This window comes from Halobacteriovorax sp. RT-2-4, from assembly GCF_047085445.1.
Taxonomy (GTDB): domain Bacteria; phylum Bdellovibrionota; class Bacteriovoracia; order Bacteriovoracales; family Bacteriovoracaceae; genus Halobacteriovorax_A.
In genome coordinates, this window is the sequence record NZ_JBKIXY010000001.1 from 1,022,006 (window position 1) to 1,037,902 (window position 15,897).

The following is a 15,897-nucleotide window of genomic DNA, read 5'->3' on the forward strand; positions in this document are numbered from 1 at the left end:
ATAAAAAAAAGCCTACTTTTGTAGGCTTTCATTTTTAATTCTTAGTAGTGGAATCCCCACTGTTGCATGAATGCATGATCTGAATCATCAAACATTGGCCACCAGCCTTGAGAACCTAGTTGCTCACCTGTTTCATAATCGATCGTATGGTTGATCCAACCTGTTGGCTCTGGTCCAACAAAACGACGAAGAACAATTCTTCCATCAACAATATAATCTGAACGGTGATAAGTTACAGTGAAAACAGAACCGTCAGCCTTTCTTCTAAAGAAACGAATTACTTCACGATCTGTTAAATTATCACCAAGGTTCCACATAAGAGTTGTGTCACCAAAATCTTTGGCCTTATACCAATCACCTACTAGGTAATCGTGCTTCATTGTTGAAACCATCGAACGGAATTCTTGGTATTCAGTCATAAGTGTTTTTGCGTCTGGGTGGTTATAACCAAAAACTAGGCAAGGCAGCATTGCCAGCATTAAAATGATAGATTTCATTAACTTCTCCTTTAAATTGAACGAGTATTTTCGCAATAAAGATCATGGAATGGCAATAATTGGCAACTTAAGAAAGTTAAATTTATTTATTTTCACATACTTACAATGAGATAAATAGCAGTAATTCTTATAGGATGGAAGATCGTTAGGGCCATAACATACTTATTTATGGTAGTTATAGCGCCATGCAAGTAAACGTAAAATACCTCGACAATCTAAAAATCGAAGCAAGCTTCGACGACTTTAAAATCATCTCAGACCAACCTGTTCGCTACAAAGGTGACGGTACAGCTCCTGGCCCATATGACTATTTCCTCGCATCCTCTGCCATGTGTGCAGCCTACTTTGCGAAGGTCTATTGTAATAGTCGTGATATTCCAACTGATGATATTCGTATCAGTCAGCAAAATATTGTGGATCCTGACAATCGCTATAAGCAATCATTTGTCATTCATGCAGAACTTCCCGCTACGATTTCTGAAAAAGATAAGAAAGGGATTCTAGCATCAATGGAGCGCTGTACAGTTAAGCGAGTCATCCAAAATGAAATCGATTTTAAAATAGAAGCAAAAGAAGTTTTAGGAAACGATGTTAAGCTTGAATATGAAGTTGAAAACACTAAAACGATGATTCCAGGCAAAGATTGTTCTCTTGAAGAGACAATCGCTAACATGACTGAACTTCTTGCAGGACTAGGGATTAAAATTGAAATCGCTTCTTGGCGTAACCAAGTCCCACACGTTTGGTCTGTCCATATTAGAGACGCAGACTCTCCAATGTGTTTTACAAATGGTAAGGGTGCAACAAAAGATGCGGCCCTTGCATCTGCTCTTGGGGAATACCTTGAGCGCATCAGTACAAATTATTTCTACAGTGATTACTATCTTGGTGAAGAAATCGCAAATGCAGACTTTGTTCACTACCCTAATGAGAAATGGTTTGAGATTCCAGAAGATGACTCTTTACCACTAGGGCTTATGGATGAAACACTTATCTGTGCCTATGATAACGATGGAGAGCTTTCAGCATCACATTTAGTTGATACGAACTCAGGAAATTATGAGCGCGGTATTTGTGCTCTTCCATATGAAAGGCAATCAGATGGAAAGACTATTTATATACCGGCCAACCTTATTGCAAACCTTTTTGTAAGTAATGGGATGAGTGCTGGAAATACAAAATATGAAGCCCGCGTACAATGTCTTTCTGAAATTTTTGAAAGAGCTGTAAAAAAACAAATCATTGTTGATGAAATTACTCTTCCTGATGTACCCAAATCAGTATTAGAAAAATACCCAACGATTATGGAAGGTATAAACAAGCTTGAAGAAGCAGGTTTTCCAATCGTAGTTAAAGATGCTTCACTTGGTGGAAAATTTCCAGTTATGTGTGTCACTCTTATGAACCCTAGAAATGGTGGCGTCTTTGCTTCTTTTGGTGCGCACCCTCGTTTTGAGGTTGCTCTTGAGAGATCACTTACTGAACTTCTCCAAGGACGAAGTTTTGAAGGAATGAATGATACATTCCCTCCAACATTTAATGAATTTGCGATCAAAGAGCATAATAATATTGTTGATCACTTTATTGATTCAACAGGTATCATTTCTTGGCGTTTCTTTGCAGGAAAGCCGCAGTATGAATTTAATGAATGGAATTTTTCTGGAACAACTCAAGAAGAATATGACTACCTGATGGGGATTTTAAAAGAGCTCGAAAAAGAAGTATATATTGCTGACTACAATGAACTTGGAGCAGCGGCTTGTCGAATCTTGGTACCTAATTATTCTGAAATCTATCTTCCAGAAGACCTTATTTGGGATAACCACAATCAGGCACTAGACTACAGAGAAGCGATTTTAAACCTACACGCACTTGATGAAGAGGATTTGTCAGAGTTAGTTGGTCAACTTGAAGAAAGTTCTCTTGATAACTATATGCCTGTATCAGAACTAATTGGTGTGGCATTTGACGAAAGTACGGTTTGGGGACAATTAGTAATTGGCGAGTTAAAAGCACTTACATACCTTGCATTAAAACAATTTGATGATGCAAAAGAGCTAGTAGAAATGCTTGGTACGTTTAATGACAATACTATTGAGCGAAGACGTTTTTATCAAGTATTAAATATTGCACTTGATATTGAACTTGGCGACGATCTTGAGATGAAAGATTACATTGAAAACCTAACTCGTATGTACGGGCCAGATCTGATGGAGCGAGTGAATAAAACCATAACAGGTGAAAATCGTTTCGACGGCCTAACACCGACAAGTATGAATCTTGAGGGAATCGATAAACACCTTAAGTTAATTGAAAGTTATAAAAAGCTTCAATTGGCACGCCACAACTTTCTTAAATAAATCTTTATGGTAACCTCTTATAGAAAATCTTTAGGAGGTTACCAATATGAGTACAAATCTAAATACAATTCAATTTAAAGATGCAAAAGGTCTTACAAAGACGATCCCTGACTTTAATGCAAAAGCATACCTCATCGTTAATGTTGCTTCAAAATGTGGCCTAACACCACAATATGAAGGATTACAGAAATTATATTCAGAATACAAAGACAAGGGACTTGAGATTCTTGCGTTCCCAGCAAATGAATTCCTTGGACAAGAACCTGGAAGCAATGAAGAAATCCAGCAATTCTGCTCTCTTGAGTACAACGTGACATTTCCAGTAAATGAAAAGATCATTGTTAAAGGTGAAGGTCAACATCCTCTATACAAGGCCCTTACTGAAACAAAAAAAGATGCTGTAAGAAATGATAAGCCTGACTTTGAGCAACTTCTAACTAGTAAAGGACTTATCACAGGCCAAGAGCATGATATTCACTGGAACTTTGAAAAGTTTCTTCTAAATTCGAATGGTGAAATTGTAGAGCGCTACTTTCCTGATATTGCTCCAACTGATGAAAAAATCACTTCAAAGTTAAATGAAATTTTATAAGTAAGACCTGCGTTAAGCAGGTCTATTTCTTATGTCACTAACATTTTTATTCATCAAGAAGCGAATAAAATATTTATAGAAGAATTTTTTTATTCCTTTAGGGTTTGTTCCATATTTTTGATAAAACTCATCTGGTGTTTCATATAATCCCAAATCTCTTACGATCCCTTCCTTTTGAATATAAGTTGAGTTTCCACCTTTCCAATCGACTTCAGGATTCTGTAAATCTTTACAAGCAACTCCGTAGCCACAAAACGAACGAACATCCTTACCGGCCATCTTTTGAATAGCTGTCAGGTAGTCAGAATCGAGAATAAAGCCCTCAAGGTTATACCATTGCCCTTGATACTTCACTTCTACCCAGCTATGAAGAATTTCACGAGGAGCGATTGTATAAAAAAATCCTGTAACTGCTCCGTATTGTAGTTTTTTGTCAATCGTAAAACCATGAAGCCTATTCTCAATCCCACAGGAAGTCAGTAAACTCATCAGTAGTGTTGCCTTGGTATTGCACTGACCGTAGCCGTCACGTAATACTTGAGATGCTGTAATATCATCACTTGAGTTATAGCCAAAATTAATCTCATCTCTAACATAACGGTAGCAAGCTCCTATGATTTGAGATTCGTCTCGAGAAAGCTCTAGAATTTCATCTTTCAATTTGATTATATCGGGGTGATTAAGATCGAGTAACTTTGATTTCATATATTCTCCTTAAGAAGATAATACGAATCTTGGATATTTTATTCTTGTATAAACTGGCTATTTTTAAAAATTTTTTTTGGTGAAAGACCAAAACTTTGTTTAAAAAACTTTGAGAAATGTGCAGAATCACTAAAGCCAGCAGCGATGGCAATGTCCGTAATATTTCGACCTTCTGCTTGTGCATCAACCGCCCTCTTAAGCTTTTGCCAAAGAATATACTTTCTAAATGTTACACCAACCTCTTCTTTAAATAGATGTAAAAGACGACTTTCCGAAAGTGCAAGCGAGTTTGCAAAATCCTTTAACTTTACTTCATCAAGGTTCTCATAATCTTTAATCATTTGAAATAGCTTGATAATTCTCTCATCCAATTCTTTATTAGATATTAGGCCAAGTTGTTTAAGAAAGCTTTCGACACTCTTGCGATTGATCGTTTCAAGTTTTAGAACTCTAGTATCAATATGTTCAACATCAAGTTTGAAGCTGGCTTCTTCATCAATGAGAATCGTTAAATTGTGGCAGCTTTCACTTAGGAATCTGTGCTTTGTTAAAGAAGGCAGGTAAATAAATCTCTTTTCAAACACGCCTTCTTCCGTCTCATATTTTAAAGGACAAGAATCTAGGGAGAAAGACAACTGTTGAGCAATATGAGAATGAAACTCAACATTTAGTGATTCGGATTCAATTACAGTGAAATAGTCAAAGAGATAAATTTTTCGATTCATGGCCCTATTATAAGGGCCATTTGAATCAATTACTAGCTTGTTATGCTGCGATTTTTTCTAATTTCTCAACTGCTGTTTTAATTTGTTCACTCTTCTTAACTAGATCTTCAACTTCACGAGCTGAAGACTCCTGTGAACTCTTTAGCTGCCATTGCGACTCATTTAGAGTATTAATCGAAGTATTAACATCTGCGATACCATTTTCTTGTTCAGAAAGAGCACCTAGGATTTCATTACACATACTTGAGGACTCCATTGACTGACCAACCAACTCTTCAAGAGCATCACGACAATCGGCCATTAACTTTTGCCCTTCGAGCAAATCTTTCTCTGTTACTTGAACGAGATTTTCAACAGTCTTTGTCGTCATATCAGTTAACTCTTTCACTCGACGAGTTGATTCATCAATTATTGTAGCGATCTCAATTGCTGACTCTCCACTAACCTTAGCAAGTCCCCCAATTTCTTCTGCCACAACACTAAATCCCTTTCCGTGCTCTCCAGCTCTTGCAGCCTCGACCGAAGCATTGAAAGATAAAAGCTTTGTCTGAAAAACGATATCACTAATAACTTCAGTCTTTTCTTGAATATCATTGATTGTATTCGAGATATCATTTAACTGAACACTATTGTCTCTAATGACTTGAATTACCTCTTCGTTATCTTTTTTGATGATATCAAAAGACTGCACAAGTCTTAGAATTTTTTCTTTAGACTCATTTGAAATATTTGCTGTATGTTTAGCAAGACCACTTGATCGATCAGCATTGTCCCTTGTTGAGTCAACCATAGACTTTATTTCAGTTATGGCCGCAGCAACATTATCCACAGAGTCAGTTTGCTTACTTGAAACATCAAGAATTTGTCTCGAACTAGAGTTAATATTATTAGCGATTCTCTCTAGCTCTACATATTCTTGTTTAAGGTTTCTAATGACTGACTTAATTGGAGCAATGAAATTTGCATACATTGAGTGCGCATTCCACAAAGAAAGGCCAAGAGCAATAGCAACACAAATCATAAGACCAATTAGAGTGCTCTTTTTAGCTTCAAAAACTGCGACATTAACATCATCTAGATAGACACCTGTTCCAATTACCCAACCCCATGGTTCGAAATATTTGATATAAGATGTTTTTTCAATTACATCACCTTCTTTCTTTCGAGCACGATAATAAGTTAGTTGGCCTTCCCCTTTTTCAAGACCAATCTTTAGAAATTCCTTATAAAGAAATGTTCCCTTACCGTCTTGATACTTGGCCATATTATTTCCAACTTTATATGGGTCTGCACCATGAGCAACAACATTAAGATTCTTATCACTTACAAAGAAATAATTCTTTCCATCAAAACGTAGCGCCTGAAGAAGGTTTTTAGCATGAAGCTTTGCTTGTGCTTCTGTAATCTTCCCCTCTTGTGATTCATCATAAAGATACTTAACCATACTATATGCATTATGAATCGCAACTTTAACACTTTCATTCTTTCCATTACGAGCTGTTGTGTTAATCGACGGAAGTGTCACTGCAAATAACAGAACAACAAAAACCGCTGAAGATAAAACTGAATAAACTGACGCAGAAAAGAAGTATTTGATTCTCTCTTTTAGACTAATCATTAGATTTCCTCCTAAATACCTCTTACTCCTCGTCAGTTTGCAAAACAAATTAATGAACCGAACTCAATTATTTTTATGATATTGGTCAGGGTTTACTATTTATAGGAGCGACAATTATCAAGGACAATCAATTCATCATCATATAAAGACAACTCTACTCGACTTCCCTCGATTATAACTTCTCCAATTTCTAACTCATCTTTATCTGTACTTGTATAAATACGAGCATTAGTTGAACTATAGAACTCAATTCTTCCCTTCGCTAATACTTGAGTACCGTAAGGAGGCCATCCACACATTCTTCCCGATGGCGTGGATAATTCTTTAGTGAAACTAAATTGATTATTCTCGTAAAAGAAACTGTAAAATGATGACCAACATCCAACTGATGAACCAGAAGCGCTTCTGCAAATTAGATTTGCTGGTGCCTCTTGAGCATAGGCCTTCATTCCAAAACTTGCCCCTATGGACATAAGAAGAGTAAGTTTTAATATCAATAATTTCGCATACATATATTCCTCCTTTACTGTTGGAGACAATATACAAAAGTAATTTATTGAACAAAAGTGAATATTAATATATCTTTGGTAACTAATGGATACCAATAAAATCAGACATTTTAAATCAATTGTACAGACCAAAAATATGAGAGAAGCCGCGCAAATTCTTGGGATATCTCATGCAGGGCTTTCAAAATCAATCAAAAGCTTGGAGCAAGAGCTTGGTGTTGATCTCATTACAAAAGACGGACGTGGTATAAAAATCACACAGGCGGGATTGCGAATTGCCCAAGAGATTGATCGACTATTACTAGAGGAAGAAAGGCTTTTACAACTGGCCAATCAAGAACAAATTAAAGTTGAAACAATTTGTCGGATTGGTACCTTTGAAGTTTTTTCTACTTACTTAGCACCAGATATCATGACTCAACTTGGTGACGATATTCAAGTTGAGATACGCGAATTAACACCTGGAAAAATTGAAGAGTCTATCATCAATGGTAATGTCGATTACGGCCTGACTTATATTCCAGTTCCTCATCATCAACTTGATCATTTAAAAATAGGTCACGTTCAAATGGGACTCTATGGTACAGAAAAATTTATAAAGAAAAATATAAGTGAAAAAATCGATTTTGAACTTCTACCTTTTGTCGCTCCTCTTACTTCTGTAAATGATACTCCAACAAGGGCGCAAGGACTTGATGGTTGGCCAGATGGAAGAATAAAGCGATTTATCAAATACCGTGTAAGTTTACTTGAGACGGCCTTATCAATATCACGATCAAGCTTAGCAGTTGGCTATTTTCCGACTTTTCTAGTTGATCTACACAATAAGAATGTGAAAAGTGAATTTAAACTTCATGAAATAAAGATTTCTAAACTTGATTCGACTAAGCAACCAATATATCTTGTAAAAAGAAAAGAAGATCAGGAAAATAAAATTACAAAAGTACTTGGTAAAGTTCTTCGAAAACTTAAATAGAGTAACTTGAATCAAGAATAACAAGAGGGATAATGAAAAAGTTAGTTTTCTTCGTACCGAAAGCCAATGCAGAAGTGGTAAAAAATGCGGTATTTGATGCTGGAGCAGGAACAATTGGAAATTATGATCGTTGCTCGTTTGAAGTAGAGGGTATAGGACAATTTAGACCTAATCTAGAAGCAAATCCACATATCGGAAAAGGTGGAGAGCTTGAGAAAGTTATAGAACTTAAAGTTGAAACCATTTGTCCTGATGATAAAATTGAAGATGTCATTAAGGCACTAAGAAAGGCTCATCCGTATGAAGAGCCAGCAATAGACCTCTACGAACTTATAAATTTCTAATCGTTATTGGGTAGGAGAATATATGACAATATTAAGTGAAAAAAGCTGTATTCCATGTCAAGGCGGAGTTCCACCTCTCCCACTTGATGAAAAGCTACAACTAAAAGACCAGATTGATCCACGTTGGAGCTTTTCAAATGATAAGAAGCGCTTGTGTCTTGATCTAACATGTGAAAAGTTTGAGCAACCAATGGCCATTGCAAATGAAATAGCAAAGGTTGCGGATGAGCAGTGGCATCATCCTGATCTGTATATAAGTTTTGGAAAACTAAGAGTCGACTTATGGACACATAAGATAGATGATCTTGTGGAAAGTGACTTCATATTTGCGAGTAAAATCGATCAGATCCTAAAGTCACATAAGCTTTAAAATAATATTGTATACGAATGGTATAACTTCAATAGCAATAAGAACAATGATGACAATTTCCATCAAATGACTTTTATGGTTATTTACTTCTGCCATATACATTTGTGAAACATCAAGTAAGTTTTTTAGTTTTTGATCCACAAGAGATTGCCATTGTTCTACTTGTAAACGCTTCAAACAAATACGAAATAAGCGTGCATAGTAAATATCTCCAATAACCTTAACGGAATTCTCAATTCGATCGACAAGTTCACTTGTTTCAAAATATAACTGACTTGCATCCTTAGCTAAGACAGAAATTTTACTAAAGACAGAAGGATTTTTTTCCACGACTTGGCGATATAAACCTGAAAGCTTCTTATCAAGAAGATCATCAAAGTAGCGAAGTTCTAGGAGCTGTATATTTGCAAATTCAATAACATCACAAATATCATGTCCATCAACTTCAGAATAAACGAATGCATTATCCCAATCGATTGCCACTAGATCATCCGGTCCATACGATATCGTACAATCGATAACCGGAGCGAGCATGGCCGGACTAAGCTTTACGTTCTTTTCCATTGCTAATAACTGATAAACAAAAGAGTCTTCTAGCCAATAATCCTTATTATGATATTTTGGAGAAGTAACGAAAATACTATACTCTTCACTTTGTTCCCAAGTCTTAGGCTTAATAAGAGAATCCCCTAACGACTCCACAAAGAAGTTGATTCGTTCTCGACAGAAGTTCTCTACAGAGTCTCCCTGAGACCAATTCTCTACCCATTCAATAAGCTCCTTCTTCTCAACAAAGAAAGGACATTCGATATCAACAGAAAAAGAAAGCGCACCATAACTCCAAAGTTTAACAGTTACAGCAACTTTCATATTTTCGATTGAATGATCTCCTAAGAAAACCACCAAAGGAGGATCTTGAAATAGCATATTTTTAGAAGGTCTATTTAAGCTAAACTTTTTTAAGATAGTAAGACTTTTGAGCTTTTCATAAGCTTTGTCTAATTTGACTTCGTGAGCGATATCAAAAATACGATATACTTTTAGGACACCCATTTTCTTATTCATAAGTCACCAATACCTAATTTATGGAAATAGTGAAATAACACATTTCAACTGTCCACTTCCATATTTTGCCATTTTTTCAAACTCATCAATACCTACAGGGATGTTTATATTATCGACCTTATCTTGATTATCTTTCAAATCAGGATCATTAAAATAAATAAACTCGTCATCAATATTAGTTATGACAATCCAATGCGGAACTTTCGTCTCCGTCAATCGATAGGCACTAATTAAAACTAAGGCCAATCCTCCGCCTTCTATTATCTCACGGATTTTGCTGATGCCATAATTTTTAAAGTGAGTTTTTACACCTACTTCCTTGAGTTTCTTTTCAAAATTACTTTGAACTAGCTCAATCACCTGTTTTTTCTTCTTATCTCGTACTGTGTCAGTAAAAAGAGATGACTTTCTATTGATGTAAATTTCAGTTTTAAGGCCGCGATTCGCGGCTGCAAGAGCAATCCCATGAGGGCCACATCCACCATGGCCAGAAGCCATATAAATGGTTGTGGCCTCACGCCATAGATCTAACTCTAACTCTTGATTAAGCTTAATTTTTGGACGTAAAAAGCGAAGTGCCATCATCAGTGCACTCGGTCCACAAGTGAAGTCTGTCGTTTGTTGATAATAAGGGATATTTCTCTTTGCCTTGAGCGGAGCTTTACGGATCCTCTTCTCATAGCAAAGAGCATCTTGATGATCCTCATAATAGTCATGTTTTATCTTAAATTCTTTATATCCTAACTTTTCATAAAGAGAAATGGCCCCCTTATTAGTGCGTTTAACCTCAAGGCGCAAATATGAACATGAGTGTTCCAAACCCACTTTCTCGGCCAATAACATAAGTTTTTTTGCTAGCCCCTGCCCTTGATGGGCTTTACTTATAGCAATTGAGTAAATACGTCCTAAAGAAGTCCCTCTGTGAAAAAGAACTAGGATATAGCCAGCAATTACCTTGTTAACAAGGATAACTTTTAAGGCCCCATGAGACTTGGTAATGGCGTATTTAAAATTCGTGGCGCTCAGGCGATCGCCATCAAATGACTCCTCTTCAATTGCAAGGAGTGCGTTCAGATCTTCTAAGGTTGCATCTCTAAAAATATGCATAAAAAACTCTCGCTTTTTTTTAATAATTTATATTATTCTTGTGTAAAAAAATATCTTTATTTTTATGTGGAGATAAAAAAAGATGGAAAAACTTGTTGTCATCGTTGACCGTCTAAAAGATTGGCAACCCTACTTCCCAACTGACCAGGTCATTACGGCCAAGGACTACTTATCAAAAGAAGAGTACCAACAACTTAAAAACTTAAGAGTTTTGAACCTATGTAACTCTTCCAAGTACTTATCTCTTGGCTACTACACTTCTCTTATAGCAGAAGCAAGAGGCCATAAAGTCATGCCTACTGTGAAGACTATTAACGACCTTTGTAAGAAGAAGCACTACACTTATGATCTCGACGAACTACAAAGTTTGGCACAAGAGGTGGCAACGAAGTATATCGACAATAAAGAGGAAGTTCGCTCAATTGCTTTTCGAGTCTTCTTTGGTGAAACCAAAGAGAAGCTCTTTAGGAATATTGGTAAGGTAATTTTTAATAACTACCCTGTCCCTATTTTTGAAGTACGCTTGGCCTTTAATAAGATTTGGAAGATTAACTCAATCGTACCTGTTCATATTTCTGATCTCAGTGAAACACAAGAGACATTCTTCGCTGACCATCTAGAGAAATTTAACAATCGTATTTGGCGTCTTCCAAATGCGAGGAAGCAATACAAATATGATTTAGCAATCCTAGTGGATGATAAAGAGAAGCTTCCTCCTAGTAACCCAGAAGCAATCAAGAAGTTCATCGAGATTGGTAATAAGAATGGACTCTATGTTGAAACAATTTCTAAGTACGACCTTGCACGAATCAACGAATTTGATGCTCTTTTTATTCGTACAACAACATCTCTAGTAAATCCTACCTATGCATTTGCAAAAACTGCTGTTGATGAAGGACTTATTGTCATTGATGATCCAAATGCTATTTTGAAGTGTACGAATAAGATCTATCTACACAACCTCTTTAAGAAGAATGGCATAAATACGATTAAGAGTGAAATTGTTAGTGACTACAACGAAGCAACACTTAACCTTCTTGTTGAAACGCTGAAGTTACCAATGGTTTTAAAGATTCCAGATGGAAGTTTTTCAATTGGTGTGACAAAAGTAGAAACTAGAGAGGAATTAAAAGAAGGCCTAAAAGACTTTCTACATAAGTCAGCTCTTATTTTAGTTCAAGAGTTCCTTTATACAGATTTTGACTGGCGAATTGGAGTGATTAACAAAAAGCCTTTCTATGCTTGTAAGTACTTTATGAGTAAGGAACATTGGCAGATCTATAATCACGCAAGTGGTGAAGAAGATAGCTCAGGAGATTCGCTGTGTTTAGCGATCGAGGATGTTCCACAATATGTAATCGATACTGCGACAAAGGCCTGTGCAAAAATTGGTGATGGACTCTTTGGCGTCGATATTAAAGATGACGGAAAGAAAGCTTATGTCGTTGAGGTCAACGATAATCCAAACCTCGATTTTGGAGTTGAAGACGAATTAATTGGCGACGAGCTTTATGAAATTGTTATCAAGCATTTCATCCATAAAATTGAAGAAACTAAGAATCTTCACTAGAATCATAAGTGTGGCCTAGCCACACTTTCTTTAAAGCTTCATAAAGCGCTTCATTAATATGCATTAACTTAGCATCTGAACTTTGTCCCAAGAGATATATTTGCTTAGCAAAGTCACCTATTACTGGTGCATCGTTTGGGTCTAACTTCTTTACTTCCTCAGGATACGCTTCTTTTAAGCGCTTACATATACTCATTGTTTTGCCCCCGTTCTTGTCTCGGTAAGCAGCAACACCAAATGAGCGACAGACTGCCGGCCTTGTTGAATAATTCATACAATAACCTTTAGTCCCATCTTCAGAGTTACGATGGTAGAAGACACAAGTTTTAGAAGGAGTCCCTTCAAGTTCATCTAACAACTCTTCAACTCTCTCAATTCCCTCGTCATTAAGTAGACGGAATGCACTAGGTAACATTTCTGAAGTTGAAGCAGATATTTCCTGACTCAAGCAACATGCTCCACACCCACTAAGGCAAGGTAGTTCCTTGGTCAATTGATAGCTAGAGAAAGTCTTTGCAGACTCTTCAAAGATTGATTCGATATGCTTAGAGATCTCTTTATTTAAATTCACAAAACCTTCAACATGTAAAAACCGAAGGCCATTCTATTCATAAAAATTTAATTGGCAATAAAATTCGACATGCAAAATCGCTTCAATAAATTCAACAGCTTAGCGTTTAGTAATTTATACAACACAACTACTCTAGATAAATTTTCTAGAGTATAAAGCATCCATGAAAATCATAATCACTACCCTATTTCTAAGTCTTACGACGTATGCAAAAGTTTTTAATGTTATGGCACCTCTACTTGTAGGTGATCCAAATAATTTAAACTCTGATTATTCCAAATATCAAATTGAAGACTTTAAAAGACAGTTACATGAAATAAAGGCCTTGGGGGCAACAGGTGTCAGTACAGATATTTGGTGGGGATTAGTTGAAAAAAATGATAACCAATTTGATTGGCAATACTATCAGCTCTTAAGTGATTTAATTATTCAAGCAGGTCTAAAGTGGGTTCCAATTCTTTCATTCCATCAATGTGGTGGTAATGTTGGAGATACATGTAACGTCCCTATTCCAAATTGGCTTTGGAAAAAATACGGACAAGATGCCATGTCAAAATCAGAGCAAGGTAATTACTCAAAAGAATTTCTATCTGTGTGGACAACTAAAAATGCCATCGGAGAATTTTACGATGTCATGCACTCGTTTAATTATCACTTTGGTCACAAGATGAATCAAATTTATGAAATTAATATTAGCCTTGGCCCTGCAGGAGAGCTTCGTTACCCTTCTTATAACTCCCACGATTATGGCACAGGATATCCGACAAGAGGAGCAATTCAAGCCTACTCAAATCCAGCAATTGAAAGCTTTCAAAATGCAATAAAAGAAAAATATAAGAGTGTTAATGCCTTAAATAATGCGTGGGGTTTTGGATTACAAAAATTCACACAAGTTTTCCCACCAAATCCGAATTTCTTTTTTTCAAATAACGAACAGTATACTCAATATGGGAAGGATTTTTATCAGTGGTATTCTAATAGCTTAAAACAGCATGGAAAGCGCATACTATCTGCGGCCATTGACGTCTTTAGAATGCACTCACATATTCAACTAGGTTTTAAAGTACCAGGAATCCACTGGCGTGTGGCACCTGGAGGGGATCGCCTAGCAGAGTTAAACGCAGGCTTAATCTCTACAGATAATGATATTTATAGCGATAATACAGGTCATGGCTATAACCGTATCATTGGTCTTGTTAACGAACTTAAGGCCGAGAAAAATTTTTACAATATCAACTTTCACTTCACTTGCTTGGAGATGGATAATTTTGATGGACCTACACATGCCCAAAGTTATGCTAAGGCCCTTGTGTTTTGGGTTGCTCAAGAAGCAAATCGACAAGGAGTAAGGATTCTCGGGGAGAATGCATTGGCAGGGACTTTATACTCGCAAAGAGCATGGGATAATATCGCCGATGCCCTTTACTTTGGAAATTATGATGGTGTTACATTTCTTAGAGTGGGAACAATTTTAAGCAGTGGACTAGCAAGAGACAACTTCTATCGCCTTACTCATCCACACTAACTTTTTTAAGTAGAAAGTCTGCTCTATCGTCCAAGGCTTTGTAATTTTCGCTTGAAAGCTTCCCTCCAGAAAGAGAAAGCTTTCTTACACTATCTCCGATCACAAAGTCATGATAGTAATTATTTAAATAGATCACATTTGAGCTTACACCTAAAACCATTTGATCTCGCCTTGTAATACGCATAGACTGATCTATTGTTACCTCTTCTAAGTTAGAAAAGAATCTTAAGAAATAATAATTTCCAACAATCCTCCATTTTCCTTGAATAAATTCCGCCTTACTACTAGGCTTCTCCGAATATGAAATTGTTTTAGAGAACCAAGCATTCATCGAATCACATTTAAAATTACCGATAACTCGAGAGGCATACGTATAAAGTCCCTGCCAACGAGCAATGCTTAAAGAGCTTAAATTATCACATTCTAATTCAGATGAGTTTTCTCTTTCATTTTGTGCAAACTCAAATGGATGATAATCAAAATCAGAAGGGTTATATTCTGTTTTATTAATTACACTTTCAATCCATGCCTTATAGTCAGGTAAGAATGTATACATCCCCTTTCCTGAAGAGCAATCGAGATCCTCAACACCATCAAAAGCTGCTTTAGCATACCCTTGAGTCGCCCCAACTAAGTAAGTTTTATCATCAATCATAACCGTGGCAGGACCACCAGAGTCACCACGACAAGCTCCGTTGTCGTCTTCATAAAGTAGAATTGAACGCTCTAAAAGATTGCGCCTTATATCCATTGCTCTTACTTCAACCTTCTTGGCCCTACCAACAACTCCATTAGCATCTTGACCAAAGCCAGTAAGCTTAATCTTTCTATTTAAAACCTTATCACTTTCCAAAGGATCAAGAATTTCTATAACTTCAGCACTCTGTGGAGCTTCTTCTTCCAATTCAAGAATAGCGATATCAAAGTTATGCCCAAAGTCTCCTCTTACTGATTCGAGGTTATGCATTCTTAGCAAAGTATCCTGTGCCAAGTGGACTTCTTTGATATTAATAAATTTAGTACTGTTAGAAACAAAGGCAACTTGCATATTCTTAAAAGAAGAGCCAATCAAACAATGGGCAGCAGTAATAATGTGATTCTTGGAAATGAGGCTTCCAGTACAAAATGACTTAGCCAGATCATTTTCTTTAGTTATAGCAACCGTATATTTGAGTTCCTCTGCTTGAATCGCTAGGGACTCTCCACCAATAATGGCATTCGCTTGTGTTTTAACTTCCATCGCTCTTTGGGAACAAGAAGTAAGTGAAATTAACAGGGCAATACATAAAGGAATATTTCTCATGTAAAGAATGTAGCAAAAGAGAGCACTCGTAAGTAAAACTTCGTAAAATCCAGATAGTAA

At 36.5% G+C, this 15,897-nt stretch carries 16 protein-coding genes; 7 read left to right on the forward strand and 9 right to left on the reverse strand.

The features are described from left to right. Window positions 1–41: 41 nt before the first annotated feature. Window positions 42–497, reverse strand: a complete 456-nt coding sequence (locus ACMAYL_RS04760; protein ID WP_021266502.1) for a hypothetical protein — start codon at window positions 495–497, stop codon at window positions 42–44. Between the two features lie 185 nt (window positions 498–682). On the opposite strand from ACMAYL_RS04760, the gene ACMAYL_RS04765 reads away from it, so the two are divergent. Then, window positions 683–2,857 carry an OsmC domain/YcaO domain-containing protein gene (locus tag ACMAYL_RS04765; RefSeq protein WP_412469772.1) on the forward strand — a complete coding sequence of 725 codons (2,175 nt, stop codon included), beginning with the start codon at window positions 683–685 and terminating at the stop codon, window positions 2,855–2,857. Between the two features lie 46 nt (window positions 2,858–2,903). Beyond that, window positions 2,904–3,449: a glutathione peroxidase gene (locus ACMAYL_RS04770; protein WP_103216669.1), complete on the forward strand. Its 546-nt coding sequence runs from the start codon at window positions 2,904–2,906 to the stop codon at window positions 3,447–3,449. Between the two features lie 12 nt (window positions 3,450–3,461). Here ACMAYL_RS04770 and ACMAYL_RS04775 read toward each other — a convergent pair whose 3' ends face one another. The 4 genes from ACMAYL_RS04775 to ACMAYL_RS04790 form a co-directional block, all read right to left on the reverse strand. Next, a complete protein-coding gene (locus ACMAYL_RS04775; protein WP_412470809.1) occupies window positions 3,462–4,154 on the reverse strand; it encodes a transglutaminase-like domain-containing protein in 693 nt (230 codons plus the stop codon). A 38-nt stretch (window positions 4,155–4,192) separates the two neighbouring features. After that, on the reverse strand, window positions 4,193–4,879 hold the full coding sequence (locus tag ACMAYL_RS04780) for a helix-turn-helix domain-containing protein (RefSeq protein WP_412469774.1): 687 nt from the start codon (window positions 4,877–4,879) through the stop codon (window positions 4,193–4,195). 40 nt (window positions 4,880–4,919) lie between these two features. Then, on the reverse strand, window positions 4,920–6,497 hold the full coding sequence (locus tag ACMAYL_RS04785; RefSeq protein ID WP_412469775.1) for a methyl-accepting chemotaxis protein: 1,578 nt from the start codon (window positions 6,495–6,497) through the stop codon (window positions 4,920–4,922). A gap of 95 nt (window positions 6,498–6,592) precedes the next feature. Beyond that, the gene (locus ACMAYL_RS04790) at window positions 6,593–7,009 is read right to left on the reverse strand and encodes a hypothetical protein (RefSeq protein ID WP_412469776.1); all 417 of its coding nucleotides are present in this window, start codon (window positions 7,007–7,009) and stop codon (window positions 6,593–6,595) included. An 82-nt stretch (window positions 7,010–7,091) separates the two neighbouring features. Here ACMAYL_RS04790 and ACMAYL_RS04795 point away from each other — a divergent pair, with 82 nt between their 5' ends. From ACMAYL_RS04795 to ACMAYL_RS04805, 3 genes are read left to right on the forward strand one after another with little or no spacing between them, the layout of a single operon-like run. After that, window positions 7,092–7,982, forward strand: coding sequence for a LysR family transcriptional regulator (locus ACMAYL_RS04795; RefSeq protein ID WP_412469777.1), 891 nt, complete (start codon window positions 7,092–7,094; stop codon window positions 7,980–7,982). Window positions 7,983–8,014: 32 nt separating this feature from the next. After that, entirely contained in the window at window positions 8,015–8,326 is a 312-nt protein-coding gene (locus ACMAYL_RS04800; protein ID WP_412469778.1) for an NGG1p interacting factor NIF3, read from the forward strand. Between the two features lie 22 nt (window positions 8,327–8,348). Continuing rightward, window positions 8,349–8,696 (forward strand): 4a-hydroxytetrahydrobiopterin dehydratase, encoded by a 348-nt coding sequence (locus ACMAYL_RS04805; RefSeq protein WP_412469779.1) that lies wholly within the window; start codon window positions 8,349–8,351, stop codon window positions 8,694–8,696. Here the strand turns inward: ACMAYL_RS04805 and ACMAYL_RS04810 are convergent. Both ACMAYL_RS04810 and ACMAYL_RS04815 read right to left on the reverse strand, forming a co-directional pair. Next, the gene (locus ACMAYL_RS04810; RefSeq protein ID WP_103216661.1) at window positions 8,682–9,761 is read right to left on the reverse strand and encodes a hypothetical protein; all 1,080 of its coding nucleotides are present in this window, start codon (window positions 9,759–9,761) and stop codon (window positions 8,682–8,684) included. The genes ACMAYL_RS04805 and ACMAYL_RS04810 overlap by 15 nt on opposite strands. An 18-nt stretch (window positions 9,762–9,779) precedes the next feature. Further along, window positions 9,780–10,868 carry a GNAT family N-acetyltransferase/peptidase C39 family protein gene (locus tag ACMAYL_RS04815; protein ID WP_412462841.1) on the reverse strand — a complete coding sequence of 363 codons (1,089 nt, stop codon included), beginning with the start codon at window positions 10,866–10,868 and terminating at the stop codon, window positions 9,780–9,782. 82 nt (window positions 10,869–10,950) lie between these two features. Between ACMAYL_RS04815 and ACMAYL_RS04820 the strand changes: the two genes are divergently transcribed. Then, complete coding sequence (locus ACMAYL_RS04820; protein ID WP_103216659.1) at window positions 10,951–12,438, forward strand: RimK family protein; 1,488 nt, start codon at window positions 10,951–10,953, stop codon at window positions 12,436–12,438. On the opposite strand, the gene ACMAYL_RS04825 is transcribed toward ACMAYL_RS04820, so the two are convergent. Continuing rightward, window positions 12,422–13,009, reverse strand: coding sequence for a YkgJ family cysteine cluster protein (locus tag ACMAYL_RS04825; protein WP_412469780.1), 588 nt, complete (start codon window positions 13,007–13,009; stop codon window positions 12,422–12,424). The genes ACMAYL_RS04820 and ACMAYL_RS04825 overlap by 17 nt on opposite strands. 163 nt (window positions 13,010–13,172) lie before the next feature. Here ACMAYL_RS04825 and ACMAYL_RS04830 point away from each other — a divergent pair, with 163 nt between their 5' ends. Beyond that, window positions 13,173–14,534, forward strand: a complete 1,362-nt coding sequence (locus tag ACMAYL_RS04830; RefSeq protein WP_412469781.1) for a family 14 glycosylhydrolase — start codon at window positions 13,173–13,175, stop codon at window positions 14,532–14,534. Here the strand turns inward: ACMAYL_RS04830 and ACMAYL_RS04835 are convergent. Continuing rightward, on the reverse strand, window positions 14,518–15,837 hold the full coding sequence (locus ACMAYL_RS04835) for a S1 family peptidase (RefSeq protein WP_103216656.1): 1,320 nt from the start codon (window positions 15,835–15,837) through the stop codon (window positions 14,518–14,520). The genes ACMAYL_RS04830 and ACMAYL_RS04835 overlap by 17 nt on opposite strands. Window positions 15,838–15,897 lie beyond the last annotated feature (60 nt).

Bases quoted from the DNA above. Each gene is read 5' to 3' on its own strand.
- ACMAYL_RS04760 (WP_021266502.1), bottom strand. From the start codon at position 497: ATGAAATCTATCATTTTAATGCTGGCAATGCTGCCTTGCCTAGTTTTT.
- ACMAYL_RS04765 (WP_412469772.1), top strand. From the start codon at position 683: ATGCAAGTAAACGTAAAATACCTCGACAATCTAAAAATCGAAGCAAGC.
- ACMAYL_RS04770 (WP_103216669.1), top strand. From the start codon at position 2,904: ATGAGTACAAATCTAAATACAATTCAATTTAAAGATGCAAAAGGTCTT.
- ACMAYL_RS04775 (WP_412470809.1), bottom strand. From the start codon at position 4,154: ATGAAATCAAAGTTACTCGATCTTAATCACCCCGATATAATCAAATTG.
- ACMAYL_RS04780 (WP_412469774.1), bottom strand. From the start codon at position 4,879: ATGAATCGAAAAATTTATCTCTTTGACTATTTCACTGTAATTGAATCC.
- ACMAYL_RS04785 (WP_412469775.1), bottom strand. From the start codon at position 6,497: ATGATTAGTCTAAAAGAGAGAATCAAATACTTCTTTTCTGCGTCAGTT.
- ACMAYL_RS04790 (WP_412469776.1), bottom strand. From the start codon at position 7,009: ATGTATGCGAAATTATTGATATTAAAACTTACTCTTCTTATGTCCATA.
- ACMAYL_RS04795 (WP_412469777.1), top strand. From the start codon at position 7,092: ATGGATACCAATAAAATCAGACATTTTAAATCAATTGTACAGACCAAA.
- ACMAYL_RS04800 (WP_412469778.1), top strand. From the start codon at position 8,015: ATGAAAAAGTTAGTTTTCTTCGTACCGAAAGCCAATGCAGAAGTGGTA.
- ACMAYL_RS04805 (WP_412469779.1), top strand. From the start codon at position 8,349: ATGACAATATTAAGTGAAAAAAGCTGTATTCCATGTCAAGGCGGAGTT.
- ACMAYL_RS04810 (WP_103216661.1), bottom strand. From the start codon at position 9,761: ATGAATAAGAAAATGGGTGTCCTAAAAGTATATCGTATTTTTGATATC.
- ACMAYL_RS04815 (WP_412462841.1), bottom strand. From the start codon at position 10,868: ATGCATATTTTTAGAGATGCAACCTTAGAAGATCTGAACGCACTCCTT.
- ACMAYL_RS04820 (WP_103216659.1), top strand. From the start codon at position 10,951: ATGGAAAAACTTGTTGTCATCGTTGACCGTCTAAAAGATTGGCAACCC.
- ACMAYL_RS04830 (WP_412469781.1), top strand. From the start codon at position 13,173: ATGAAAATCATAATCACTACCCTATTTCTAAGTCTTACGACGTATGCA.
- ACMAYL_RS04835 (WP_103216656.1), bottom strand. From the start codon at position 15,837: ATGAGAAATATTCCTTTATGTATTGCCCTGTTAATTTCACTTACTTCT.